At 39.1% G+C, this 25,031-nt stretch carries 21 protein-coding genes and 2 pseudogenes; 13 read left to right on the top strand and 10 right to left on the bottom strand.

Features of this window, described 5'->3' with window-relative positions; translation table 11 throughout:
- The first annotated feature begins 1 nt into the window (after nucleotide 1).
- The 6 genes and pseudogenes from IAE20_RS04380 (at nucleotide 2) to IAE20_RS04360 (ending at nucleotide 5,880) form a co-directional block, all read left to right on the top strand.
- Nucleotides 2-1,432 (top strand): aldehyde dehydrogenase family protein, encoded by a 1,431-nt coding sequence (locus IAE20_RS04380; protein WP_200481217.1) that lies wholly within the window; start codon nucleotides 2-4, stop codon nucleotides 1,430-1,432.
- A 26-nt stretch (nucleotides 1,433-1,458) separates the two neighbouring features.
- Nucleotides 1,459-1,620: pseudogene (locus tag IAE20_RS16755) on the top strand (rubredoxin); the annotation flags it as partial.
- Complete coding sequence (locus IAE20_RS04375; protein WP_320159388.1) at nucleotides 1,609-2,805, top strand: NAD(P)/FAD-dependent oxidoreductase; 1,197 nt, start codon at nucleotides 1,609-1,611, stop codon at nucleotides 2,803-2,805. The pseudogene IAE20_RS16755 and the gene IAE20_RS04375, both read left to right, overlap by 12 nt.
- Nucleotides 2,806-2,816: 11 nt before the next feature.
- Nucleotides 2,817-4,136, top strand: a complete 1,320-nt coding sequence (locus tag IAE20_RS04370; protein ID WP_200459652.1) for an NAD(P)/FAD-dependent oxidoreductase — start codon at nucleotides 2,817-2,819, stop codon at nucleotides 4,134-4,136.
- Between the two features lie 13 nt (nucleotides 4,137-4,149).
- The gene (locus IAE20_RS04365) at nucleotides 4,150-4,503 is read left to right on the top strand and encodes a cupin domain-containing protein (RefSeq protein WP_200459651.1); all 354 of its coding nucleotides are present in this window, start codon (nucleotides 4,150-4,152) and stop codon (nucleotides 4,501-4,503) included.
- A 198-nt stretch (nucleotides 4,504-4,701) separates the two neighbouring features.
- Nucleotides 4,702-5,880, top strand: coding sequence for a hypothetical protein (locus IAE20_RS04360; protein WP_200481215.1), 1,179 nt, complete (start codon nucleotides 4,702-4,704; stop codon nucleotides 5,878-5,880).
- Nucleotides 5,881-6,065: 185 nt separating this feature from the next.
- Here the strand turns inward: IAE20_RS04360 and IAE20_RS04355 are convergent, their stop codons facing one another.
- From IAE20_RS04355 to IAE20_RS04335, 5 genes and pseudogenes are all read right to left on the bottom strand, one after another.
- Entirely contained in the window at nucleotides 6,066-8,030 is a 1,965-nt protein-coding gene (locus IAE20_RS04355) for a family 2A encapsulin nanocompartment cargo protein cysteine desulfurase (RefSeq protein ID WP_200481214.1), read from the bottom strand.
- Nucleotides 8,005-8,938: pseudogene (locus tag IAE20_RS04350) on the bottom strand (family 2A encapsulin nanocompartment shell protein). Before IAE20_RS04350 ends, IAE20_RS04355 begins: the two are co-directional and overlap by 26 nt.
- Nucleotides 8,939-9,202: 264 nt before the next feature.
- On the bottom strand, nucleotides 9,203-10,141 hold the full coding sequence (gene epsC / locus IAE20_RS04345; protein ID WP_200459647.1) for a serine O-acetyltransferase EpsC: 939 nt from the start codon (nucleotides 10,139-10,141) through the stop codon (nucleotides 9,203-9,205).
- 61 nt (nucleotides 10,142-10,202) lie between these two features.
- Nucleotides 10,203-10,688, bottom strand: coding sequence for a rhodanese-like domain-containing protein (locus IAE20_RS04340; protein ID WP_200481213.1), 486 nt, complete (start codon nucleotides 10,686-10,688; stop codon nucleotides 10,203-10,205).
- A 436-nt stretch (nucleotides 10,689-11,124) separates the two neighbouring features.
- The gene (locus tag IAE20_RS04335) at nucleotides 11,125-11,562 is read right to left on the bottom strand and encodes an META domain-containing protein (protein WP_200459645.1); all 438 of its coding nucleotides are present in this window, start codon (nucleotides 11,560-11,562) and stop codon (nucleotides 11,125-11,127) included.
- A 337-nt stretch (nucleotides 11,563-11,899) separates the two neighbouring features.
- On the opposite strand from IAE20_RS04335, the gene IAE20_RS04330 reads away from it, so the two are divergent.
- Nucleotides 11,900-12,100, top strand: coding sequence for a hypothetical protein (locus tag IAE20_RS04330; protein ID WP_200459644.1), 201 nt, complete (start codon nucleotides 11,900-11,902; stop codon nucleotides 12,098-12,100).
- A gap of 208 nt (nucleotides 12,101-12,308) precedes the next feature.
- Here the strand turns inward: IAE20_RS04330 and IAE20_RS04325 are convergent, their stop codons facing one another.
- The 3 genes from IAE20_RS04325 to IAE20_RS04315 form a co-directional block, all read right to left on the bottom strand.
- Nucleotides 12,309-12,752 carry a universal stress protein gene (locus IAE20_RS04325; protein ID WP_200459643.1) on the bottom strand — a complete coding sequence of 148 codons (444 nt, stop codon included), beginning with the start codon at nucleotides 12,750-12,752 and terminating at the stop codon, nucleotides 12,309-12,311.
- A 507-nt stretch (nucleotides 12,753-13,259) separates the two neighbouring features.
- A complete protein-coding gene (locus IAE20_RS04320; RefSeq protein ID WP_200459642.1) occupies nucleotides 13,260-13,742 on the bottom strand; it encodes an FKBP-type peptidyl-prolyl cis-trans isomerase in 483 nt (160 codons plus the stop codon).
- 241 nt (nucleotides 13,743-13,983) lie between these two features.
- On the bottom strand, nucleotides 13,984-15,294 hold the full coding sequence (locus IAE20_RS04315; protein ID WP_200459641.1) for a D-alanyl-D-alanine carboxypeptidase PBP6B: 1,311 nt from the start codon (nucleotides 15,292-15,294) through the stop codon (nucleotides 13,984-13,986).
- Nucleotides 15,295-15,464: 170 nt separating this feature from the next.
- On the opposite strand from IAE20_RS04315, the gene IAE20_RS04310 reads away from it, so the two are divergent.
- The 6 genes from IAE20_RS04310 to rapA all read left to right on the top strand — a co-directional run bounded on the left by IAE20_RS04310 (nucleotide 15,465) and on the right by rapA (nucleotide 23,460).
- The gene (locus IAE20_RS04310) at nucleotides 15,465-17,165 is read left to right on the top strand and encodes a M61 family metallopeptidase (RefSeq protein ID WP_200481212.1); all 1,701 of its coding nucleotides are present in this window, start codon (nucleotides 15,465-15,467) and stop codon (nucleotides 17,163-17,165) included.
- A 75-nt stretch (nucleotides 17,166-17,240) separates the two neighbouring features.
- On the top strand, nucleotides 17,241-17,870 hold the full coding sequence (gene thiE / locus IAE20_RS04305; protein WP_200481211.1) for a thiamine phosphate synthase: 630 nt from the start codon (nucleotides 17,241-17,243) through the stop codon (nucleotides 17,868-17,870).
- Between the two features lie 48 nt (nucleotides 17,871-17,918).
- Nucleotides 17,919-19,220 carry a glutamate-1-semialdehyde 2,1-aminomutase gene (gene hemL / locus IAE20_RS04300; RefSeq protein WP_200481210.1) on the top strand — a complete coding sequence of 434 codons (1,302 nt, stop codon included), beginning with the start codon at nucleotides 17,919-17,921 and terminating at the stop codon, nucleotides 19,218-19,220.
- 47 nt (nucleotides 19,221-19,267) lie between these two features.
- Complete coding sequence (locus tag IAE20_RS04295) at nucleotides 19,268-19,684, top strand: GlcG/HbpS family heme-binding protein (RefSeq protein WP_200481209.1); 417 nt, start codon at nucleotides 19,268-19,270, stop codon at nucleotides 19,682-19,684.
- A gap of 153 nt (nucleotides 19,685-19,837) precedes the next feature.
- Entirely contained in the window at nucleotides 19,838-20,479 is a 642-nt protein-coding gene (locus IAE20_RS04290) for an RluA family pseudouridine synthase (RefSeq protein ID WP_200481208.1), read from the top strand.
- A 143-nt stretch (nucleotides 20,480-20,622) separates the two neighbouring features.
- Nucleotides 20,623-23,460 (top strand): RNA polymerase-associated protein RapA, encoded by a 2,838-nt coding sequence (gene rapA / locus IAE20_RS04285; RefSeq protein ID WP_200481207.1) that lies wholly within the window; start codon nucleotides 20,623-20,625, stop codon nucleotides 23,458-23,460.
- Between the two features lie 83 nt (nucleotides 23,461-23,543).
- Here the strand turns inward: rapA and dps are convergent, their stop codons facing one another.
- Both dps and fabR read right to left on the bottom strand, forming a co-directional pair.
- On the bottom strand, nucleotides 23,544-24,050 hold the full coding sequence (gene dps, locus IAE20_RS04280) for a DNA starvation/stationary phase protection protein Dps (RefSeq protein ID WP_200459634.1): 507 nt from the start codon (nucleotides 24,048-24,050) through the stop codon (nucleotides 23,544-23,546).
- Nucleotides 24,051-24,207: 157 nt separating this feature from the next.
- A complete protein-coding gene (gene fabR / locus IAE20_RS04275; RefSeq protein ID WP_200481206.1) occupies nucleotides 24,208-24,900 on the bottom strand; it encodes an HTH-type transcriptional repressor FabR in 693 nt (230 codons plus the stop codon).
- Nucleotides 24,901-25,031: the final 131 nt, after the last annotated feature.

Raw genomic sequence — 25,031 nt, 5'->3', positions numbered from 1 at the left:
CATGCAACACTATCTTAATTATGTAGATGGTCAATGGCGAGATGCTTCTCGCCAATTGGATGTAGTTAATCCAGCAACAGCTAAAGTTTTTGCAACCATTGCACAAGCGAACATAGAAGATGCAGATGCCGCGATGACTGCTGCTCGTCGTTGTGTCAATAGCGGAGCTTTAACAGATATTCGTCCTGCGCAACGTACTGCATGGATGCTTAAAGCCGCTTCAGCTATACGTGAAATGGCAGATGAAGGCGCTTTAATTCTTTGTCGCGAAAATGGCAAAAATTTGCAAACAGCACGTGAAGAGTTTGATGAGGCGGCGCGTTATTTTGAATATTACGCGGGTATGGCAGATAAAATCGAAGGCGTATCTGTGCCTCTCGGTAAGGATTATGTCGATTTTACTTCGTATATTCCAATGGGGATTTCAGTTCAGATTGTACCGTGGAATTTTCCAGTTTCGATTTGTGCTCGTTCGCTTGCGCCTGCTTTGGCAGCAGGGAATGCTGTCGTCGTAAAATCGCCAGAGGTGTCACCCCTTGGCATGGTGGTGTTATTTAAGGCATTGGAAAAAGCTGGTTTTCCTCAAGGTGCAATGAATTTGCTTTGTGGAAAAGGCTCAGAAGTGGGTACTCATTTGGTTAAACACCAAGATACCAATCAAATCGTATTTACAGGTTCAGTGCCAACGGGCCAACGCATTTTGAAAGATGCGGCCGAACGTGCGACACCCTCAGTAATGGAATTAGGGGGGAAATCTGCCGCGATTGCCTTTGCTGATGTTGATTTAGAACAATTATTACATAGTGTCAAACTCGGTATTTTCTATAACTCAGGACAAGTTTGTTCTGCGATGTCTCGTTTACTGATACATCGTAGTCGTTATGATCAAATCAAAAAAGCTGTAGTGACATTAGCAGAAAGTCTAAGTGTTGGGCTGGGTGAAGACAATGCAGAACTAACGCCCGTAGTATCCAAAGATCAGCAACAACAAATCTTGGCAATGATTGAGCAAGCTCGAAAAGAAGGAGCAAATATCCTAACGGGTGGAGCAGCTCCTGATGCAGCAGGTTTTTTTGTTCTGCCTACGATTATTGAAGCAAGCGCAAAAATGTCGATTGCTCAGCAGGAAGTGTTTGGACCTGTCATGGTGATTATGCCCTTTGATCATGAAGATGAAGCAGTTGATATTGCTAATGGTACTGACTTTGGTTTGGTGGCTGGAGTCTTTGGGGAAAATCTTAATCAAAATTTACGTGTTGCTAATCGCTTGATTGCAGGTCAGGTTTTTATTAATGAATGGTTTGCAGGTGGTATTGAAACACCATTTGGTGGTGTTGGGTTATCTGGTTTTGGTCGTGAGAAAGGGCAGGAAGCCATCTACAGTTATGTTCAGACCCGCAATATCGGGATTCGTTTAAAACATAACGTATAAAGTTTAGATATAAGGGAATAGACACGATGAGAAAGTGGTTATGTATTGTCTGTGGCTGGATTTATGATGAAGCCAAAGGGTGGCCTGATGATGGAATTGCCCCAGGCACCAAATGGGAAGATGTTCCAGAAGATTGGTTATGTCCCGATTGTCAGGTCGGCAAAGCTGATTTTGAAATGCTGGACATTACTGATGTTGAGATGGAAGAACCACAAATAATAAATTCGGTTGAACCTATCGTCATTATTGGTAGTGGACACGCGGGTTATCAGTTGGCTTTGGCATTACGTAAGCAATCTCAGGATGTCCCTATTACTGTATTTACCGCTGATGATGGAGCAATTTATAGCAAACCTGCTTTATCAAATGCATTGGCGTTGGGTAAAGATGGGGACAGTTTGGTTCGTGAGACAGCCTTAGACTGGGAAAAGCATCTAAATATCCGAGTGTATGCGCATACTAAAGTTAATCAAATTGATCGTACCAACAAAACTCTCCAGACTTCAATTGGTCACTATCCCTATGGTCGGTTGGTTTTGGCAACAGGTGCAACTCCAGTTGTAATTCCTATTCAAGGGGATCTTTCAGCTGTCGTTAGTGTGAATGATCTAAATGATTACCGTTATTTTCGTAATAAATTGTCGGAAAAACAGCATATTACCGTTTTGGGTGATGGACTGATTGGTTGTGAGTTTGCCAATGATCTGGCTGCACATGGTCGTCAGGTGACTGTGGTTGGATTGGGACAGTGGGCAATGCAACGTCTTATTCCACAACAGTTAGGTAATGCCTTACAACAAGCACTCAGTCAGCTAGGTGTGGAATGGAAGTTACAAAACAGTATTCATTCAATTTTGGCAGTGAATCATCGCTACCAAGTCAGTTTGAAAGATGGACAGCAATTTGAAACAGACTTGATTGTTAGTGCGGTGGGCTTACGGCCAAATATTACCTTGGCTCAGTCTGCAGGTTTGCAAACCGCACGCGGAATCTTGACAGGGCTAGACCATCGGACCAGTGATCCATCTATTTTTGCATTAGGTGATTGTGCTGAAGTCGATGGACAATGGACACCTTATATTGCGCCAATTAATCAAGCAATTCCGACTTTGACTGAAAATTTACTTGGCAAAATTAAAATTACGCAATTACAAGACAGTCCTGTCATTGTCAAAACACCTATATTACCGCTTTCACTTCTCCCTGCAAGTGGAGAGGGAGAATGGCGTGTCGAATACCAAAATAGTGAATGGGCCGCAGGTTTCTATGATGCATCAGGCAAATTGACTGGTTTTGCATTGCTTGGTCGCCAATTGCAGCAACATCGTAGCCAATGGCTTGCCAAGCTCAATACCCATTCAACTTTAGTTTAAGGATAAACAAAATGATCACTTTGCCAAATGATGATAAAAGTTGTGGTTGGTATGCAGTGTTGCCACCGAGAATCAAGCCAATCAAAAAACTTATAGGCAAACAGCAAGCTGACTATGCAATTATTGGTGCTGGTTTTGCAGGCTTGGCGGCAGCCCGTAGACTTTCGGAACTAAAACCTGAAGCTCGAATTATTCTTGTGGATGCGCAATGTGTTGCAGAGGGGGCATCTGGGCGTAATTCTGGTTTTGTCATTGATTTACCCCATAAATTTTCTTTGGAACATCCAGATGCAGCATTAAAGCAAAAGTTATTGAGTTTGAACCGTTCAGCCATAGCGCAGTTACAAGGTTTGGTAAATAAATTTCAGATTGATTGTCAATGGTCGGCAGCAGGCAAATATCAAGGGGCCGTGGGCGAGTTAGGGGAAACCCATCTCGCTCATTTTGAAAATCTGATGAAAGATTTGGGTGAAGAATATCGGTGGGTGGAAAGAGCTGAACTGAAAAAAGTGTTGGGCACGGATTATTATAGCCGAGCGATTTTTACACCAAATTCTTATTTGATGCAGCCAGCAGCTTTAGTGCAGGGAATGGGAGAACATTTACCTGAAAATGTTGAGTTGTTAGAACAGTCTCCAATTCGGAGTCTAGAAAAACAAAATGGAAAGTGGGTACTAAATGGCGACAATGGCTCGATTGTTAGCCCTAAATTGTTATTGGCAACCAGTATTTTTACCAAAGAATTTGGTTATTTAAAAAATCGGTTATTGCCTGTAATGACTTTTGCCAGTTGGACACGCCCACTGACAGATCAGGAAATGAAGGTCTATAACGGTCAATTGGATTGGGGGCTGACCCCAGCCCATCATGCAGGTACGACCTTACGCATGACTACAGACCGCCGTATTCTGATCCGTAATACTTACAAACATGTGCCCAAATATGGTTCCAATGTAAGTGATTATGCACGTCAACAAATTCATGACGAACATCGTAAAGCATTCTTAAACCGATATCCTGACTTGGCAGATGTCACCTTTACTCATACCTGGGGTGGGGTCTATGCGATTTCACGTAACTTCACCAACTTTTTTGGGGAGTTGGATGAGGGCGTTTATGCCAGTGCTTGCGACAATGGTGTAGGTGCAGCTTGGGGAACAATTTCAGGAACACTTCTCGCTGATCTTGTCGTAGGTGTTGATTCACAAGCCTTAAACGATATTCGTTATGTCACAGGAATGCCAAGTTTGAATCCGCCAGAACCATTTTTAGGCATGGGGGTGAAATTCCGTATTGCCTTGGCAAAATGGCAAAGTAAATGTGAGTTATAAAATGGATAGGACGATGAAAGAAGTACATTTAGTTGATTATAAAGATCTTGAGTTTAATCTACGCGGGGATACGCCGACAGGCACAGCTTATGTAGCTCGAGCGTTGAGTTCTGATATTTCGCCAAACATGGGAATTGGTTTTGCTCGTTGGGAGGGGGCAGAAGTAACATGGAAACTACTTTATGACGAAGTAATTTTCGTGATTGAGGGCTGTTTTGAACTTACTGCCAATGGACAGAAATATGAAGTCCATCCAGGACAAATGCTCTGGATCCCAGAAGGAACTGAGCTCATTTATGCGGGTCACGCAACTTTTGGATATGTAGTGCATCCAGGGAACTGGAAAGAGCTACATGGTTTAGCTTAATAATTTCTATCCAGTTGGACATCCTTTTTAAAGCGGATTGAAAAGGATGTTTTATTTCATAGATTCCATCTAAATACATAATTTTAAAAATTAACTTCAGGAAAGGATTGACCTGAAAAGGGTCTTTTATTTTCAAGAAAATGGAAATATGAAAAAGATTTAAGTGTTCTATATACTGAATTAAACAGGGATTTGTTCATGAATACAAAGGTTTACTATTATATTGCATTAGGTGTATGCATGTTTGGAATGACATTGCCTACTTTTGCAGGGTTCACTGTGGGTGATCCAAAACTTGATACGGGTGCATTCACCATTTCAGGCACATTGCGTGCTAAATATAACTATAAAGATTATGGTGCTGATATTGACCCCGATAATAGTGTGCAGTTTGATGCAGCCATTTTGAATTTGGGATATGACTCTCCAAAAGTATTTGGTAGTGCACAATGGCGGTGTTATCAGTGGTCTGATTTATGTGACTTTTCAACGTTGGTCTCTGCATATGCGGGCTATCGTTTAAATCAAACAGATCATCTTACTTTCGGCTTACAGCCTGTTCCTTTTGGGCCAGATCGTTATTGGGATAGCAGTTTTTATGCAGGTCTTAACTATACATTGGGTTTACAGGATGTGCTTAATTTAGGCCTTAATTATCATACGGAATTTCCATCTGCGACCAAAGTTGATTTGGCTTATTTTATAAGAGATGGAGGTAATTATACAGGGACATCAAACAATGATACTGCCCGTTATTCTGCTAATACCATAAAAACAGATAATGCAATGATGACTAGCCTTAAAGAAAAAGACATGTTTGTTACGCGTATAAGCCAAGATCTCAATTTTTCAAAAAATGATGATCTTAACGTAAAGATTGGCGGAAGTTATTGGTATTCAAAGCTCGATAATCAACGAAATGATCAAGAGGGTACTCGTAAAATTTGGTCTTTATTTAATACTATTCATTACCAAAACATGGGGATAACTCTGACTGCAGGTCAGATGAAAATAGACAATAAAGATTCAATTTCTACTTATTCGACTTTTGGTTCGTTTGATAGCGAATACAATATTGCCAATAAAGGAACCTTTTATTCAGTTGATATGAACTATGTTTTTAACAATGTCAAAGGTGATCTTAATGTCACGCCTTATATTGTTTTGAGTGGATTGAAGAAAGATGAAGATGGTTTTAAAAATTCACAACGCAATATCTTGGGCGTAGCTTGGAATCATAAAAATATTTCAGTTTATACAGAATACGTCATGAGTAAAAATGATATTTTTATTGGTGGAAATGTGGATTCACTTGCTAAAGGCGATGATGACCAATGGAACAAATTATTCAATATGGTGTTTATATATAATTTCTAATTTTAGAGTGGTATGAAAAGTATGACATTTCCCGCCACTTTATCCATAAAAATATAAGGTAGTTTTAGAAGTGATGAGTCCAATCTATTTTAGTGGATTGAAAAGAAAACTGGGTTAAGATTTTAACCCAGTGATCAATAAAACATGATGAATTTATTTCTCGCTATAGTCGCGAATGAAATGTTTTAATGAACATGTTTAACTCTACTTAATTGATGCAATACGGATACCAGTAAATCAATTTCCTCAGTGGTATTGTAAAATGCCAGGGAAGGACGGACAGTTTGTTCAACACCAAAACGGCGCAAAATAGGCTGGGCACAATGATGGCCTGAACGCACGGCAATCCCGTGTTGATTTAAGGCTTTACCGACCTGTTCAGTAGAATATCCTTCAAGTACAAAAGACATTACACTGGCTTTATTTTTAGCAGTACCAATGGGGCGCACTCCCTTAACACTACTCAGCGCCTGTTGCCCATATTCAAGTAAGTCATGTTCATAACGAGCAACGTTATGAATACCTAAACGTTCTACATATTCCAATGCAGCACCTAAACCCACCGCATCCGCAATATTTCCTGTACCTGCTTCAAACTTATTCGGTGCAGGCTGATAAATGATTTGTTCAAATGTTACATCCTGAATCATATTGCCGCCACCTTCCCATACAGGCATGGTTTCTAGAATGTCAGGTTTGGCGTAAACAGCACCAATTCCTGTAGGTCCAAACACCTTATGTCCAGAAAATACGAAGAAGTCAGCATCAATGGCCTGTACGTCGGTTGGCATATGTGAAACAGATTGTGCGCCATCCACTAAGACACGAACCCCTTTGGAATGGGCGATCTGAATCACTTCAGGAATAGGTGTTACTGTACCTAGGGCATTAGAAACTTGAGTAATTGAAATTAGTTTAGTGCGTTCGTTAATCAGTTTGGGCAATTCTGCTAAAATAATCTGTCCTGTATCATCGACAGGAATCACGCGTAATTTTACACCATTTTTTTTGCTAAGTTGAAACCATGGGACAATATTGGCGTGATGTTCCAGATGAGACACAATAATTTCATCGCCTTCGCCAATATTTTGCTCCCCCCATGTTTTCGCAATCAGATTAATTCCTTCAGTCGTACCACGAACAAAAATAATTTCTTTCGGTGATTTTGCTCCAATAAATCGAGCAACTACATTACGTGCATGCTCATATGCATCTGTTGCCCGTGCGGCCAATTCATGTGCTGCACGGTGAATATTTGAGTTTTCATGTTGATAAAAATAGGCAATCCGATCAATCACACTTTGAGGCTTTTGTGTCGTAGCCGCATTGTCAAACCAAACGAGAGGACGGCCATTCACTCTTTCTTGCAAAATTGGAAAATCACGACGTATAGCATGCACATCGAAAGGTTGTGCCGCACTCGTAAGAAATTGAGGCTGTGACGGTTGATAATTCCCATAAGCCTGATTGTTTGATGGAATATCCAAAAAGTAAAAACCAGAAGATGACTGACTTTGCGGCTTTGCTTTCTGCTCATCAGACAATAGATTTGCTAGTGCATCACCTTGCGGAAGTTGAAATGATTGTGCTGTTGCAAAATGGGCAGCCTCAAATACAGAATTAGATGTTTGCGGCGCTACAAAATCATTTAAAAAATAAAAGGGGGAAGCTTCACTGGTTGAGGTGCTAGACGGTTCAACCAAAGGAATATTGGGAGCACTATGAATAGCCGCTGGAAAATTTGGCTCAATCGGAGGCTTAGGTAAGTTTGCACCACCGATTACAGGTGAAGATGCTATCGCACGGCGTTCAGGAGAGTCTGGATAATTTGGGATATGCTCAGGATACTCTGGATTTAAACTTTTTTCATAAGCAATATTTGGCGCACGCCCACTTAAAGCTGCCAATGGCTCAGCAGGTTGTGGTGGATGTGGGGGAGCACCAACATTAGGTAAATCCAAATTCAAGCCAGAAGAATGATTACTACCTGAGCTGGGCAATGCGGCAAAAAATTCAGAGGCAAGTCGTGAAAGTGTTGCTTCATCTGGAAAGTGAGATGGCGGGTAAACATTGGCCTTTTCAGAACCAGTTGAATTACCTTGCTCCTTACTGGTAGATGCTAGATTATTTGTAATTAACTGGGTAGTCATGATACTTGTCCACCTCCACATCTTCGAGCACAGCCAAAGCATCTTCAGTTAAAACTGCTAATGAGCAATATAATGAGATCAGATAAGATGCAATCGCATTACGGTTAATCCCCATGAATCGTACCGAAAGACCAGGTGACTGTTCTCCTGCCAAACCCGGTTGAAATAAACCAACCACGCCTTGACGTTTTTCACCCACACGTAATAACAAGATTTTTGTTTTACCATCTTCGACCGGAATTTTATTGGATGGAATAAGAGGAACGCCACGCCAAGTAATAAACTGTGAGCCAAATAAACTAACAGTGGGTGGTGGTACACCGCGACGAGTACACTCACGGCCAAATGCTGCAATTGCATCCGGATGCGCGAGGAAAAACCCCGGTTCTTTCCAGACCTTACGTAATAAATCGTCAAAATCATCTGGTGTAGGGGGGGCCACTTAGAGTTGACAGGCGTTGTTCATCTGTCACACTTGCCAAAAGACCATATTCAGGATTATTGATTAGTTCGCTTTCCTGACGTTCTTTAATCGTTTCAATCGTGAGACGGAGTTGTTCTTTGATCTGATCATGTGGACTGCTGTAAAGATCAGCAACGCGTGTATGAATATCTAAAACGGTTGAAACTCCATTCAGAAAATATTCGCGTGGTTGAGCATCATAGTCGACAAAAGTTTGTGGCAAAGTTGCTTCATCACGTTGAGTACATGCCACTTGAATATCATCGGTGTTGCTTACTCGATTGACGCGATAAATACCCGCTTCTACAGGGAGCCATTGCAATAAATGCGTGAGCCAACGTGGGGTAATGGTCGAAAGTTGTGGAACAGTCTTAGTTGCATTAGCAAGTTGCCTTGCTGCATGATCACCAAGTGCAAGTTGAACTTTATCAGTGTTTTTTGCCATGGATATATTTTCCTGTTTATAGTGGCGTTGTTAATAAAAAGTGTAATTCATCTGTGTTTATTTAATTTCGTTAAATAGATTATTTGGTTTGTCAGATTTTTAAAAATAATAAATAAAGCTATTTCTATTTATTATTCTGCTTATTCTTTATAAATTTATAGTTATAAAAAATGGTGATAAAAATAAATACTTATTTAAAAGATTCAATAAAACTTAACCTGAATTTGATTATTTATAGGTTTGATAAACTCACTTAGATATATTTTAAGCTGTATTCTTTTTTTGAGATTCTGAGGGGGACTGTAAGATTTGACTAGCGGGTGGAACACTATGAGTTAACCAGACATTGCCGCCGATGATAGAGCCTTTACCAATCGTAATTCTTCCTAGAATGGTTGCACCTGCATAAATAACTACATCATCTTCCACGATCGGGTGACGTGCATAATCTTTTTTAAGTGCACCATCCTGATTAATTTCAAAACGTTTAGCACCTAAAGTCACCGCCTGATAGATTTTGACATGCTCGCCAATCACGCAAGTTTCACCAATCACTACACCTGTCCCATGATCAATAAAGAACCCCTTGCCAATTTCTGCGCCCGGATGAATATCAATACCAGTAGCGGAATGTGCGAGTTCAGAGATGATTCGTGAAAGTAAGGGAACACTTGCATATAATTGATGCGCTACTCGATGATGAATGATCGCTAAAATTCCTGGATAGCACAGCAAAACTTCATCTACGCTGTGTGCTGCTGGATCGCCTTCATACGCAGCACATACATCCGCATCCAATACACGACGAATATTCGGTAGAGTATTGGCAAAATCCTGAACGATGGTTTTCGCTAAAGTGACCTGTTGTTCGTATAACAAACGCTCATTACTGGAAACAGGAAGTTGTTTAACATGAGTTTTTGCCTGATAATTCAATGCTAATTTAACTTGTGAAAATAGTTCGTTAAGGACTCGATCCAGCGTATAGGCAATATAATAGTCTTCTGTTTCCTGGCGAAGATCACTGGGCCCAAGCCGCATTGGAAATAAAATGCCACACAAATCTTCTAAAATAGATTTAAGTGATTGTTTAGACGGAAGTTCACGTCCACCAAATTCTTTGATTCGATGTTGACGCTCTCTCCAGTCATGGCGTGCTTGTTGTAAACCTTCAACGACAGGCTGTATGTTCCATTGGCTCACGAGAATTCCTTAGCAAACAAAGGGTTAAATAAATTAAAAGCAAAGACCCAAATAATCATTCTTAATCTTGTAGCCAAGGTAAATGATGAATACGCCAGCCATTGCTTTGGTTGCGTTGGTGTTGTTCATTTAGGTCACCTTCAAAGCCTTCAAGCACGTTATACACGTGATTAAAACCTGCTTTAAATGCTGCTTCAGCAGCCAACGCAGAACGCTTACCACTACGACAAAGTAATAAAATGGTCTGATCTTTGCCTACTTTATTTTCAAGCTCTTTAGTAAAACGTGGATTACGATTAAATGATGTTCCTGTGGCCCAAGCGACATGAATACTTTCAGGAACATAGCCAACAAATTTTCGTTCTTCATTCGTTCGGACATCGACCAAAATAGCATGACCTTGTTCCACTAAAAACCAAGCTTCTGTGGGAGGAACGCTCCCCGTAAAATTGAGTTCATTTTCAAGCGAATATTGTTGTGCTTTTTTTAAAATTTCATCTACAGAAGCAATCGTCAAAGACGTAGAATGATTGAACTTGGCATTCATGATTAAATCCTTAATATTAACTTATCAAGATCAGTAGCGTTTTATGCTACGCTTGTAAGCTTATTCTTAAAAATAAATAAATTGAATTTCCATATATTTAATATGAAAAAGGTCGACCAGAAGATTTTAGGATTGAAAATAAATTTAGATAAAATATAAATTACGGCAGATTGGTTTTATATTTTTTAAAGTAAATATTATTTAATTTTTAATATTTCCTAGAAGTGAAATGGACTAATCAATAGGTAATAAAGATTAAGAATAGTTTAAGCAATTTCAAAGAAGTTCAGATATGAAAAATGGTGAAGGATAAGCTTTAATTATTTTTTATAAGACATGAATATATAAAATTTAAGTTTTGTTATAAAGTAAAAATTTAAGAAAGCATTTTATGACAAATTAGCACTCCCAATCAGCGAATGGGAGTGCGTTGCATTTATTTATTTTTTAACTGAATCACGACTTTTCCATCGCTATTCATAAGCTCTAATTTTTTGTCAGAGACTTTGTAGCTAGTTGTTTGTTCCAAGGCATTTGAGAATTTCTCAGGAACATCGGTTGCATTCAAGCAAGCCATTTGAGTTTTCGCAAGTTGGGTAAAGGCAATTTGAGAACCTTTAACAGTGTAGCCACCCATAATACGATTACATCCATCAGATCCACTCAATGCGCTATTATCAAACATGAGTGATGGAATATTAGTGGTTTGGGCAGGATTTGCTTTATATTCAACCCCATTAATTTCTGTTACCAGCCATGATTTATTTTGTAGCATGGCAAGATTACGGTCAGTTGATGGGTTGGTCATTGTGGCACAGCCCGCCATTGTGAGTGCTGAAACAATACCAGTAGTAATGATGATTTTTTTTAACATGTTTTTCTCCGATTCGGTTTTATTCACTTAATAGAATAGATGAGCGATTTATTTTTGATCTAACATGGATGAAACCAACTTAAGCATTCTAAGATAAAAATATGCTTTTAATTCATTATTTTACTGATTAAGTACAATTTTAGAATATTTAATAAGAATTGCTGCAAAAGCACATCAGTTCATTTCTTTTGCTTACAGAAGCAAATTAGAGACTAAAAAATCTAATTTCACTGAAATGGGTGACAGCAAATGAGATCAGCATAAATGAAAATGATAATTGTTTTATTTTGTTTAATTGTGTAAAGTGGGCTTGCCTATCAAATTTTGGGTATCTCCTATGCGTCAGTATCATCTGAGTTTTTTGTTTTTCGCTTTATTAGTTGTTTTCTCGTTATTATTTTTAATTTTGGGAATTGTAGAAATGGATCTAATTTTTGCAATTATTGCATTATTATGTATGACTGCGGCCTGGTTGGCATATAAAGAATTTGGCCTAACGATCCATTACATCAAAAAAACCAAAGAAACGGTTGAGTAAAACTTGACCGTTTTAGTTTAAAGTGCTAATTTAAAACTAAGGTATTCATATACTGCTTGGTTTATAAGAGTTAGGTCTCGGCCGAGATACATCAGATATGGTAACCTTGATTTGTAATTAGCTAACAACAAACAATGCCTGAGGATCTTTACTCACATTGTTTAGGTTCTAGAAAAGCCCGTAAAAACGGGCTTTTTAGTGTCTAAATTTATTTTTTTACAATAAGAACAGGTAACTCAGTACTACCTAATACATCTTGCGCAAAGCTTCCAAGGAAAAACTTCTGAAACCCTTTGCGACCATGGGAACCCATCACGATTAAATCAACTTTTAAATCTTCGGCTGCTTGTAAAATTCCTTCTGATGAGACTTCACCCTTGACCACTTGAGTCTCAACCTCAACACCCAATTCAGTGCCTATGGCTTTTGCTTTAGCCAAAGTTTCTTCTGCCTGCGCACTTGCCTCAATAAAATAGTCTTTCATAATTGGGGAAACATAATAAAAATCGACACCACTAAACGGATCGACAGCCAATAAACTGATAGCAGTAATTTTACTGTCAAATGCTTTTGCAATTGAGGCTGCTTGTCTAAGTGCAGCGAGAGAAATGTCAGAGCCGTCAACTGGGACCAAAATATGTTGATATTTCATGATGTATTATTCCTATGTGAACTAATCATTCTTATAAATCTAAAATGCGATCTCTATGAAAGTATAAGCGGAGTCTGCACCTTGATCTCCATCATAAAAACAAATGAAAACAACTACAAGGCGAATTACAATTCAGAAATAATGTTTCTGTGTGGTGAAGCTAAAAGTTGTATAGACCTTTATGCGTAAATCAGACTTAAAGTTAGGCGCTGGTCAGAAATAAGTACAAAGTTTAAATGGTGGCTATATTAATACAGGCGATTTGCATAACGGGGTAATGAAAAACCGCCTTGCAATAAATTACAAGGCGGCTAGAGGGATGAATTTATGATAAATCATAATTCAAGAAAAAATTAACATATGTCACATAAAAGGTCAAATATTGTGATTTTTATCTCATTTTTCATTGTTTAATTTTAAGATATCTAAATAAATTATGGGTTTTATCTGGTGAAAAAAATAAAGCAAAGTCGAAACTTTGCTTTATTTAGATCGGAAATGAACCGATTAGTGGTGATGACCACCCGCACCATGTACGTGACCGTGATCTAACTCTTCTTGAGTAGCATCACGAATTTCAACAATTTCAACTTCAAACGTTAAATCTTGACCAGCAAGAGGGAAGTTTGCATCAACAACAATATTATCGCCTTCAACTGCTTTTACAGTAACGATTTGAACGCCATCATCTGTTTGAGCTTGGAATTGCATACCAGGTTGAATATTTTCAACACCTTGGAACATTTGTGCTGGCACTTCTTGTACAAGGTCAGGATTATATTCGCCGTAACCTTCAGCTGCTGGTACATTTACTGTAAATTTTTCACCCACAGTTTTTCCAGCCAAAGCATTTTCTAAACCAGGGATGATATTGCCTGCACCGTGCAAATAGGCAAGTGGTTCACCTTGTGATTGGTCAAGAGTTTCACCCTCTGCATTAGTCAGCGTATAGTGGAATGAAACCACGTGGTTATTTGCAATAGCAGTCATGTTATTTGATCCATTCAATCAATTTAAGTACACATCATAAAGTGAAAAATTCGTTTTGTAGATTAAAAATCGTAAAAAAGCACAAGTTTTCACATTTAAACAGTCATTTTTTCATAAATAGGGATGATTTTCTCGATTTCAATGCAAAATTAAATTTTTATGCTTTAAATATGGCCATATGGTTTATAAAAAAGAAAAGGCAGCACAAAAGCGACCTTTTCAAATATCAAATCATTTGCAATTAATTGAGAGGATAGAGTTTAACGCTTTGTTCATCATGCCCGAAAAGTGAAAAAAGGCTTTTCACCCACATGAAGAATCGTTCAAAAATATTAGCTTCCTGAATTTGAACATTGTCATTAATCTGGATGCTTTGAATCAATTGATTGTTTTGATAAACCTGAACAGTTGCAAGATTAACCGCTTTCATTAATGGAGCTGTAAGCTGTTTTTCATTCAGTTCAACGTTGACATGAGTTTTAGTGGTTTGCAAAGGTTCAATAGTGGTCATTATTCCATTATCAAAAGTGACATGCAGGCGTTGAGTTTGCATATCAAATTGATTTAGATCAATCGGTTGCGCTAAGTCATATAAAGACGTAGTGACAATAGTAGGTTGTTGCGTTTCAACTTTAAACATCTTTAAGGTTGATTTGATCACAGGTAATTCAGCAATTAACTGTTTATCTTTTATAACTTCTTCATCGCGTGTGTAGGTATACGCTAGATTCATCAGCTTATGCGCAACTTCAGCACGTTTTATCGCACTTTTAGTCCCTAACACTACCACGATCAGACGGCGTTCAGGTAAATCTGGATTCAAGGTTGGGCGTTTGGCAGTTAGTGCCAGATTATAACCCGCTGCTTTAGTAAAACCTGTTTTTAAACCATCCACACTTGGGTCATTTTTGAGCACTAAATTAGTCGCATGATGAAAACGCTGGTTATAACTAAAACTTGGTAATTTTGAATAGCTTAAATAATCAGGTACTTCATTGACTAATGCTTTAGCAAGTAAACCTAAATCATGGGACGTTGAATAATGATCTGGCATGGTGACGCCAGCAGGATTAGAAAAGTGCGTATCTTTCATGCCTAAAGCTTGAGCTTCTTGATTCATCCGTTTCAAAAATGCAGGTACATTTCCTGAAATACGCTCGGCTAAGGTAACAGCAGCATCATTGGCTGACATGACAATGAGGCCTGCCAAAAGCTGGTCAACAGAAATTTGTTCACCTTCTTTTAGGTACATTTGTGATTCATCCCACTGAACCATTTTAACCACAGGTGTTGCAGTTAAAATCTCATCTTTACGCAATTTTCCTGCTTTAATTTCCTTTAAGGCAATATAAGCCACCATCATCTTGGTTAAAGAAGCAGGAGCGCGCTGCGCATGACTATTGTATTCAGCTATGATTTGTCCTGATTGTGCATCGATGATGCTCCATGCCTGAGCTTCGACACTTTCAGGTGCAATATTCAAGAGTTGTGCATTGGCAAGTGTTGTACAAAATAGACTAAATAGCGTAAAGAGTGAAAGAAAAAATCTCACGTGTTCACCTGCATGACCATCCTGTGGTGTGAAATGCTAAAAATAGTTGCATGCTATGCCTTTTTTTTCATGATGGCTAGTGACTTTTGTAGACAAATGCGACAACCGCTCATGAGGTCGTAAAAAAATGTTAAGCTAACTGAAATTGACTGACTTGATATCCTGAAAATATGTTGCATTACCAAATTGAATTTGATGATTATCGCCAACACCTAATCCATGTCACCATGCGTTTTTTGGCCAATCCAAATCAGGAACTTTGGCTACCCACATGGATTCCAGGAAGTTATCTGATTCGTGAATTTGCAAAGCATATTGAATCGGTCAAAGCTTATGATGAAGCTGGGCGATTACTGTCAATAAGAAAAGATCAAAAAAATAGATGGCAATTATTCAATACGGATCATGAACTGATTACAGTTGAATATGATGTTTATGCTTATGATTTATCTGTTCGCGGTGCCTATGTCGATCAGACGCGTTTATATGTCAATCCTGCTTGTGTGTGTCTAGGACTACAAGATCAAGAGCAATCGGCCTGTGAAGTCGAATTGTTTTTACCCGATGAACTTAAACATTTCCAGCTTGCGACGGGTTTAACATCAAAAAGTCTGGTGAAAGGGCGTTTTACTTTAAAAGCGGACAATTATGATCAACTCATTGATAGTCCATTTGAGCTGGCAGAGCAAACCCGTTTTAGTTTTGAGTCAAAGGCGATTCCACACGAATTTGTGGTTTCTGGTCAGCATCAAATGAATGTTGAACGTTTAAAGGCAGACTTAAACAAAATTTGTGAAACTGAAATTGCAATTTTTGGTTCAGCACCATTTAAAAATTATACTTTTATGACTATGGCGACGGGCAATAGTTATGGTGGACTTGAACACTGTAATAGTACTAGCCTGATTATACCGCGTAATGATTTGCCTAAAGTCAGTGAACCTGAAGAGCCATCGGAAGACTATCAGCGCTTTTTGGGTTTATGCAGCCATGAATATTTTCATTCCTGGTTAGTCAAATTTATACGCCCTGAAAATTTTGCCCAGTACAATTTACATCAAGAATCATATACTTCTTTGCTATGGATTTTTGAGGGTTTTACTTCGTATTATGATGATCTGATTTTGCTGCGTAGTGGAGTGATTTCACAAGCATCCTATCTAAAATTACTCAAAGCACAACTTGATCGTTATCTACAAAATCCGGGGCGTTTTATTCAGTCAGTAGCCGAATCAAGTTTTGACGCATGGATCAAGTTTTATCGTCAAGATGAAAATTCAAATAATGCAGGCACCAGTTATTACAATAAAGGCGCATTGGTCGCTTTATGTCTTGATCTTGGGTTACGCACTTATGATTCTAGTCTTGATGCACTATTGCGTCGTTTATATGAAAATACGCAAAAAGGTGTTCAGGTTAATGAACGAACTATCTTTAATTTGTGTAAAGAGTTGACAGGCCAGGATTGGACCGAACGCTTGAGCTTCTTGATCAACACTACGGAAGAACTGCCGCTCAATGAATTACTGCCATCGTTTGGATTAAGCTATCAATTTAAACATGATAAAGCGTTGCCATTTGGCTTAAAGCTGTTAGATAAACCTGAAGGTGTGCTGATTCAGCAAGCCAATCGTGCTGGAGAAGGCGCAAAAGCTGGTTTATCTGCCAATGATGTGATTATCGCGATTGATGGATTAAAAGCGTCTGAAAAGTTATTAGCACAATATGCAAAACAGCAAGGACAGTTCACTGTACATGCGTTTCGCCGTGACGAGTTAATTCAGTTTGCTGTAGTGGGTGGCGAAATTCCGTTACAGACAGTCGAGTTTAATATTGAAGACCAAGCCAAACTGGATTTATGGCTTAAATAAATGAGGGGCTGTATAAGACGAGCTTATACAGTCTTTTATGTTCCAGTCTAAAATAAATGAAGAGATTTTAATTTAATGCGCGGTTTATATTTAATTACCAATGACGATCCCATCGAGCTTTTATTAGAAAAATTGGAAGTCGCATTGGCAACGGGACATATAGCAATTTTGCAATATCGTCGTAAAAAAGTAGCTCCACTAAATCAGCCTGTCGAAGTCGATGCGATTAAATGGCTTTGCGAAAAATATCAAGTTCCTTTTATTATTAATGATGATCTAATTTTAGCGGCTCAGTTTAAGTTAGGTATACATTTGGGTCAGTCAGATGGTGAAATTACCGATGCGAAAGCTCGACTCGCACCTAATGCTATTATTGGTCGAACCTGTGCCAACTCAATTGAACTAGCGGAACAGGCTATTATTGACGGTGCAACCTATGTGGCTTTTGGTGCAATTTATGCGACCAATACTAAACCAGAGGCAGGAAACATCGGTTTAGAAACGCTAAAACAGGCACGTTCAAAAATTGGTGTACCGATCTGTGCGATCGGCGGTCTGACAGTTGAAAATTCCAGAGAAGTGATTGAAAACGGGGCTGACCTGTGTGCCGTGATTAGTGATATATTAGGCCGTTCGGTTCAAGAAATTCCTGCGCGCGTAAATGCGTGGGCTGCGTTATTTGCAGAAGATTTATCTAAAAAATAATGTTCTGCATTCTGATTTAATACAAAGTTACAAATATCGAGAGTATTCATGAGTTTATCTCCAAAACAAGTGCAATTATTTGAGCAAGCCAGTAAGCATATTCCTGGTGGTGTCAATTCTCCTGTTCGCGCATTTAATGGTGTGGGTGGAACTCCGGTATTTATTAAAAAAGCCAACGGCGCATATCTTTGGGATGAAGATGATCAGCGCTATATCGATTATGTGGGTTCATGGGGCCCTATGATTTTGGGGCATGCACATCCTGATATTATTCAGGCGGTACAAAAGGCAGCAGAAGATGGTTTGAGCTTTGGTGCGCCAACCGTGCATGAAACCACTTTGGCCGATATTATTTGCGAAATTATGCCATCTATCGAATTGGTACGTATGACCAATTCGGGTACTGAAGCGACTATGACTGCGATTCGTTTAGCACGTGGCTATACGGGTCGCGATAAAATCCTGAAGTTTGAAGGCTGTTATCATGGACATTCAGATTCACTTTTAGTAAAAGCTGGTTCGGGTCTATTAACTAAAGGTGAAGGCGAACCCACTTCTAAAGGTGTACCAGCGGATTTTGCTAAACATACTTTAACACTTCCTTATAACGATATTGCTGCCTTAAAAGAATGCTTTGCCAAATTCGGCCATGAAATTGCAGGGGTTATTGTCGAACCTGTAGCAGGTAATATGAATTTAGTGAAGCCGATTGAGGGTTTCTTGCAAGCCATCCGTGATGTTTGTGACGAGTACGGTTCAGTCTTTATCATTGATGAAGTGATGACTGGCTTTCGAGTTGCATTGGGCGGGGCGCAATCTTATTACAACGTCAAGCCAGATTTGACCACACTTGGTAAAATTATTGGTGCTGGCTTACCTGTTGGTGCATTTGGTGGTAAGCGTGAAATTATGGAATGCATTGCGCCATTAGGTGGCGTATATCAAGCAGGAACTTTATCGGGCAATCCTTTGGCAATGCGCGCAGGGATTGAAATGTTCAAGCATTTGCGTCAGCCTGATTTTTATGAAAATCTAAATGTTAAACTTGAAAAGTTACTTACTGGTTTACAAGCTGCAGCGGATGAAGCGGGCATTCCTTTCAAAACCCAACAGGCAGGTGCCATGTTCGGTCTGTATTTCACTGATCAAGAAGACATTACCAGTTTTGATTCAATGCTTGCCTGTGATACCGACGCTTTTAAAAGGTTCTTTCATGGTATGTTAGATCGTGGTGTGAACTTTGCGCCTTCAGCATTTGAAGCTGGATTCATCTCAGCAGCGCATAGTGATGCAGACATTGAATCTACGATTCAGGCTGCCAAAGAAACATTTCAATCAATGAAAGCATAATATTGAAAGAAAGCCCAGTATTGGGCTTTTTTACTGGAGCAAACTGAATGAAAACCAAACATTATCTAACGTTGGCAGATGCAGAAATTTTAATGAATCGTGCCGTTGAACTGTCCGCCCAACGCGGTTTTAGTATGAGTATTTCTATCGTTGATGAGTCAGGTGCTTTACTGATTATGAAACGTATGGACGGTGCAACTCCATTAACAGCGAATTTAAGTCTGGAAAAAGCCAAATGTTCAGCCATGAGTCGTCGGCCATCTAAATTTTATGAAGATATTATTCGTAATGGCCAAATGGGGTTTTTAACGCTGGAAAGTGTAACAGGTATGCTTGAAGGCGGAGAACCTATTATTTATGAAGGACAATTGATCGGGGCGATTGGTATTTCAGGAGCAAAAGCTTTTGAAGATGCTGATATTGCTCAGACAACAATCCACGATTTCTTTCAGCAAATTTTATAAATACTGAATAGAACTCTCTTTATCTTTTATGAAATTGTTTCTTGATCAGAGATCTAGCTAAAATTTAATGAAAAATTCTGTTTTTGCATTGTATTTCTGCCTCAAGATTTTTATTATTGCCCGCTGATTTAAAAATCACTTCTGGAATAGAGTTTGAGTAATTTTCTAAGCGATCACCTGATTTATCGTGATGATGATTTTATTGTCATTCACAAACCAGCAGGCATACTCAGTGTTCCGGGAAAAGGCGATTTAAATGATAGTGTCTTAACGCGACTGATTGCAGAGGAACCTCGTACCTTACTGATTCATCGGCTGGATCGGGATACGTCGGGAATTTTGGTTTTTGCTTTATCAAAAGTAGCGCAAACACATATTTCCAAACAGTTTCAGGCACGTCAGACGGATAAACTCTATCAGGCGGTTGTCGCAGGCAATTTGACGGGTGAGGGTACGGTTGATATTCCAGTGGTATATGATCCAGAACGCCCCCCTTTACATATTGTTGACCCTGCACATCATAAACCCGCATTAACATACTGGAAGGTGATTGAAAACCTTGAATGGAACAGACAACCTGCAACACGAGTGCAGTTGACACCTATTACGGGACGGTCACATCAGTTACGTGTACATATGCAATATTTAGGACATCCTATTGTTGGGGATACTTTATATGCAGATGAAAAATATCAGCAACTTACACCTCGTTTGTGTTTACATGCAATGAGTTTAAGTTTTCAACATCCTAAAACGGGAGAGCATTTGACATTTGATTGTCCTGTTCCGTTTTAAGGTCAAAACTTTTTTAACAATCGTGAAAAGCTCATTCTTTTTAATGAGCTTTGTGTCAAAATATGTGCTTAAAGACTACACAAAATGACTGACATTGAACTCAATGAACAGCGTAAAATGTGTGGTGCAAATTTGAGATAAAGGTGGAAAAATTGCAGCAGTTTGCTATTGGTCAACGTTGGTTATCAGATACGGAAACTGAACTCGGCTTGGGTGTACTAATTGATGTTGATGAGCGTTCGATCAGCATTTTATTCCCAAAAAGTGATGAAACACGTGTCTATGCACGCAACAATGCACCTTTATCGCGTATTATTTTTAATATTAATGATGAAGTGCAGGATCAAGAAGGCAAGAAATGGCTGGTTGAATCCATTGAAGATCGTCATGGAGTATTGCGCTACAATGTGATACGCACTTTAGAAGGCGGTGAGCAGGAGCGCAAGGCACTCAATGAAACAAGAATTGGCGCACAAATTCAGCTTTCCAAGCCTGTAGATCGTTTGCTTGCAAGTCAGGTCGATTATAAAGAATGGTACGATTTGCGTATTGAAGCGTTAATCATGCAAGCACAAATGCAAACTAGTCCTTTGCGTGGTTTAATTGGCGCGCGAGTTGGCCTTATTCCGCATCAACTTTATATTGCACATGAAGTTGGTCAGCGTTTTGCACCACGTGTATTACTTGCAGATGAAGTGGGCTTGGGCAAAACCATTGAAGCGGGATTGATTATTCATCAACAGCTTAAAACAGGTCGTTCAGAACGTATTCTGATTTTAGTCCCAGACTCTTTGCAATATCAATGGATGATTGAAATGCGTCGCCGTTTCAATCTGCATTTTTCACTATTTGATTTGACGCGTACCGCTTCAATTAAAGAACATGATCCTGACTTAAATCCCTTCTCGACTGAACAATGCATTATTGCAAGTGTCGACTTGATGGTTGACCATGAAGACTTGCGTGAACAAGCGCTCGAAGCAGGTTTTGATTTATTGGTGGTGGATGAAGCACACCATTTAATGTGGAGTGAAGAAGAAGGCGGTAATGATCGTTATGATCTGGTTGAAGAATTTGCACAACAAACAGCGGGGGTATTGCTCTTAACAGCGACGCCTGAACAGTTAGGTGTAGAAAGTCATTTTGCTCGATTGCGTCTGCTTGATCCACAACGTTTTAATCGCTTGGATCGTTTTTTGGATGAAGAAGAAAAATATCAGCAAACCGCTAAAGTTGCTGAAGTGCTCATGTCTAATGAGGCATTAACAGATGAACATATTAATGCTTTAGAGAGTTTATTGGGTCATCGTATTCAGGACCAGCCCGAACAGCGTTATCAGGCAATTCAAGAGCTGTTGGATCGGCATGGTACGGGTCGTATTTTGTTCCGTAATACGCGTGAAGCAATTCAGGGTTTTCCAGGTCGTGATTGTCAGCCAGCACCTTTACCAGCACCAGCAGATTGGTCGATGGATGGCAAGTTACGTGAGCAAATGTGGCCAGAAGAGGGTCAGCTTGATGGCTCGTGGATGGAGACTGATCCGCGTGTTGCCTGGTTAATGGAAGTTCTGAGAAAAGATTTAAAACATAAAAAAGTATTACTTATTGCGCGTAGCGGACCAGTAGTTGAAGCACTGGAAAATGCTTTGCGTTTACATGCGGGCATTCGTACAGCCATGTTCCATGAAGGCATGAGCTTGCTTGAGCGTGATCAGGCTGCGGCATACTTTGCTGAAGATAGCTATGGCGCACAGATTTTATTGTGTTCTGAAATTGGTTCAGAAGGCCGTAATTTCCAGTTCGCCAGTGATTTGATTCTATTCGATTTACCAGCTAATCCAGACGTACTGGAGCAACGTATTGGTCGTCTGGATCGTATCGGTCAGGAAAATCGAATCCAGATTCATGTGCCTTATTTAATTGGAACTGCCCAAGAGCGTATGTTCCGCTGGTACAACGAAGCCTTAAATATTTTTAGTAGTATTTCACCAACGGCTCAAACGCTTCAGGAAAATTTTATTGTTGATCTAAAAGAATGTTTGCTTGCTGATCTTGGTCAGCGCTTTGAAGATTTACTTGAGGAAGTTAATGTTCAGCGTCAGGCCTTAGAAGCAGAATTACAAGCGGGTCGTGACCGTTTGCTAGAATACAATTCTTGTCGTCCGGTGGTGGCTCAAAAAATTGTAGAAGCGCTTGAAGATTATGATGACAATACGACATTGCCTATGTTTATGAAGCGATTTATGTCATCGACCAATATCGACTTTGATGAGCAAAGTAATGGTACGGTTATTATCAAGCCAACTGACCAAATGCAAGTGCAGGGTTTAACGCTTGATGAAGAAGGAATGACTGCTACGTTCTATCGCGATCAGGCACAGATTCGCGAAGATGCACAATACCTGACATTGGAACATCCATTTGTTGAAAGCGTGATGGAAATGATCAACACCCAAGCTTTTGGTAGTACCAATGTTGCGGTGTTGAAGTCGAATGCACTTAAACAAGGTTCAGTGCTCATTGAAGTCTGGTTTAAAGTGGATGTAGTTGCACCAAAAGCTTTAAATCTTCCATCAAGCTTACCAAAACAATTAATTCGGGTATTATTGAGTGAGACTGGTCAGGATTTGTCTGAAAAAATTGATCCATCAATTTTAAAACCTTATTTGCATCATCTTGATGGTAATAGCTGTCGTCAAGTGGTTAAAGCGCGCCGTGAAGTAATCGAACAACGCTACACACAGGCGCTAGAGATTGCAAAAACATCTTTACCGACATTGATTGAACAAGCTAAACAGCATTATGGTCAAAAATGGCAATATGAGATTGAGCGTTTAAGTTATTTAAAACAATTCAATCCGAGCATCCGTCCAGATGAAATTGAACGTTTGCAAAAATTACAGAAAGAAGGTTTAAGCCTTCTTGATGGATTATCTGTAACGCCTGAAGCGATTCAAGTAATGGTCGTGGTAAAACCATAAATTTTTTGATTAATAAAAATGCAAAAAGGAGGAATGTATTCCTCCTTTTTATTGCTTAAAATATTTATTACTTAAAACACTGATTAAGCAGTTTTGTCCTGATCAATATTAGCTTCAAGGAACCATAAATATTGATCCAGATCTTCTAAAGCCGCATGAATAATATCTTCAGAAATCGGATCTTCAATTTCCTCAATCGTATCTCGTAAATGATTAGCCACAATCGCATAACGATCAGCAAGCTCTTTTAAATGATCCTGCACATCATGAATTTCAACAGGATACGCTTTAAGATGCGAGGTATTTGTAACTGCTTGGGTTGTACCTAGAGCTGTACCACCAATTTGTACTGCACGTTCAGCCACGTTATCCAAATGTGTGATAAGTGATGTTCTAAAAGTATCCAGCATTTCGTGTACAGCAATAAAGTTGCTACCACGCATATTCCAATGCGCTTGTTTGGTCAATAATGAAAGATCAATCAGATTGGCTAAAATCTGATTTAAAATTTGAACAGTCGCTTCTTTCACTGACGCATCTAAATTATTTCGTGTATATACTTTTAATACTTTTGAAGTTGATTTACTCATGATAACCCCGTATTGAGATAGCGTTATTTACCTATTAGCTTTAGGTAACTTAATGTTGTGTTTTTAAGCTATCACACTATCTAATTGAGAATTGTTTTTATTTTTCAAGTTTTGTATCAGAAGTTTTTGTTTGGCTTTTATTTGTAAAGTCAAATGATTAGCGTATTTTTGATTCATCCAGATGACGCGCACCTTCTAAAATCATGCGAATCATGATCATTGTTTGTTCAGCAACTTCTTCTCGTTCTTCATAGGGCAAATCAATAACTTTTGCGCCCATATTAAAGACCAATTGAGTGATTGCTTTCGCTACCAAATCGGGATGAAACAATTTACTACGATTCAAACGTTCCAGCCGAATTAAATCTTCTTGTAACTCTTGTTGAAAGAAAATTAATTGGCGTTCGACAGCCTCTTTATAAGATTTAGACCCTGTAAAGCCTTCACGTAACAATAAACTTAGATTGCCTTCATCAGTATCTAACTGCTGAATAAAGACTTCAACAGAACTGCGGATAATACTGTTTTGTTTAGAGGCTTGTAACCGAGATTCACGAATAATTTGACGTAATACAATCCCTGAACGATCAATCAAAGCAATTGCCAGTTCATCGATATCCTTAAAATGACGATAAAAACTATTAGGGGCAATGCCTGCTTCACGTGCAACTTCGCGTAAACTTAAAGAGGCTATACTTTTTTCTGATCCAATCAGATTTAACGCGGCTTCAAATAATTCCTCTTTAGTAATCGTTGCTTTGCGTCCTACAGTACGGCTAGGAGCTTTCTCATTAAATTCAGACATATCCGCATGAGAAGCAAGGGTTGAAGAAAAAGAAGAAGCAGTCATATTTTTCAATACATTGTAAGTATTCAATCATTATAACCACAGTCTAGTCAGTTGTGAAATGTAAATAAAAGTACACGTGTATATACAAGTTTATATACATGTGTATAATAATTGGAAAGCAACCTAGAGTG

The sequence above is a fragment of the Acinetobacter sp. S54 genome, assembly GCF_016624945.1.
In the GTDB taxonomy this organism is placed as follows: Bacteria; Pseudomonadota; Gammaproteobacteria; order Pseudomonadales; family Moraxellaceae; genus Acinetobacter.
Note: the sequence above shows the minus strand (reverse complement) of the source record. Positions and strands in the feature narration are given on the sequence as shown.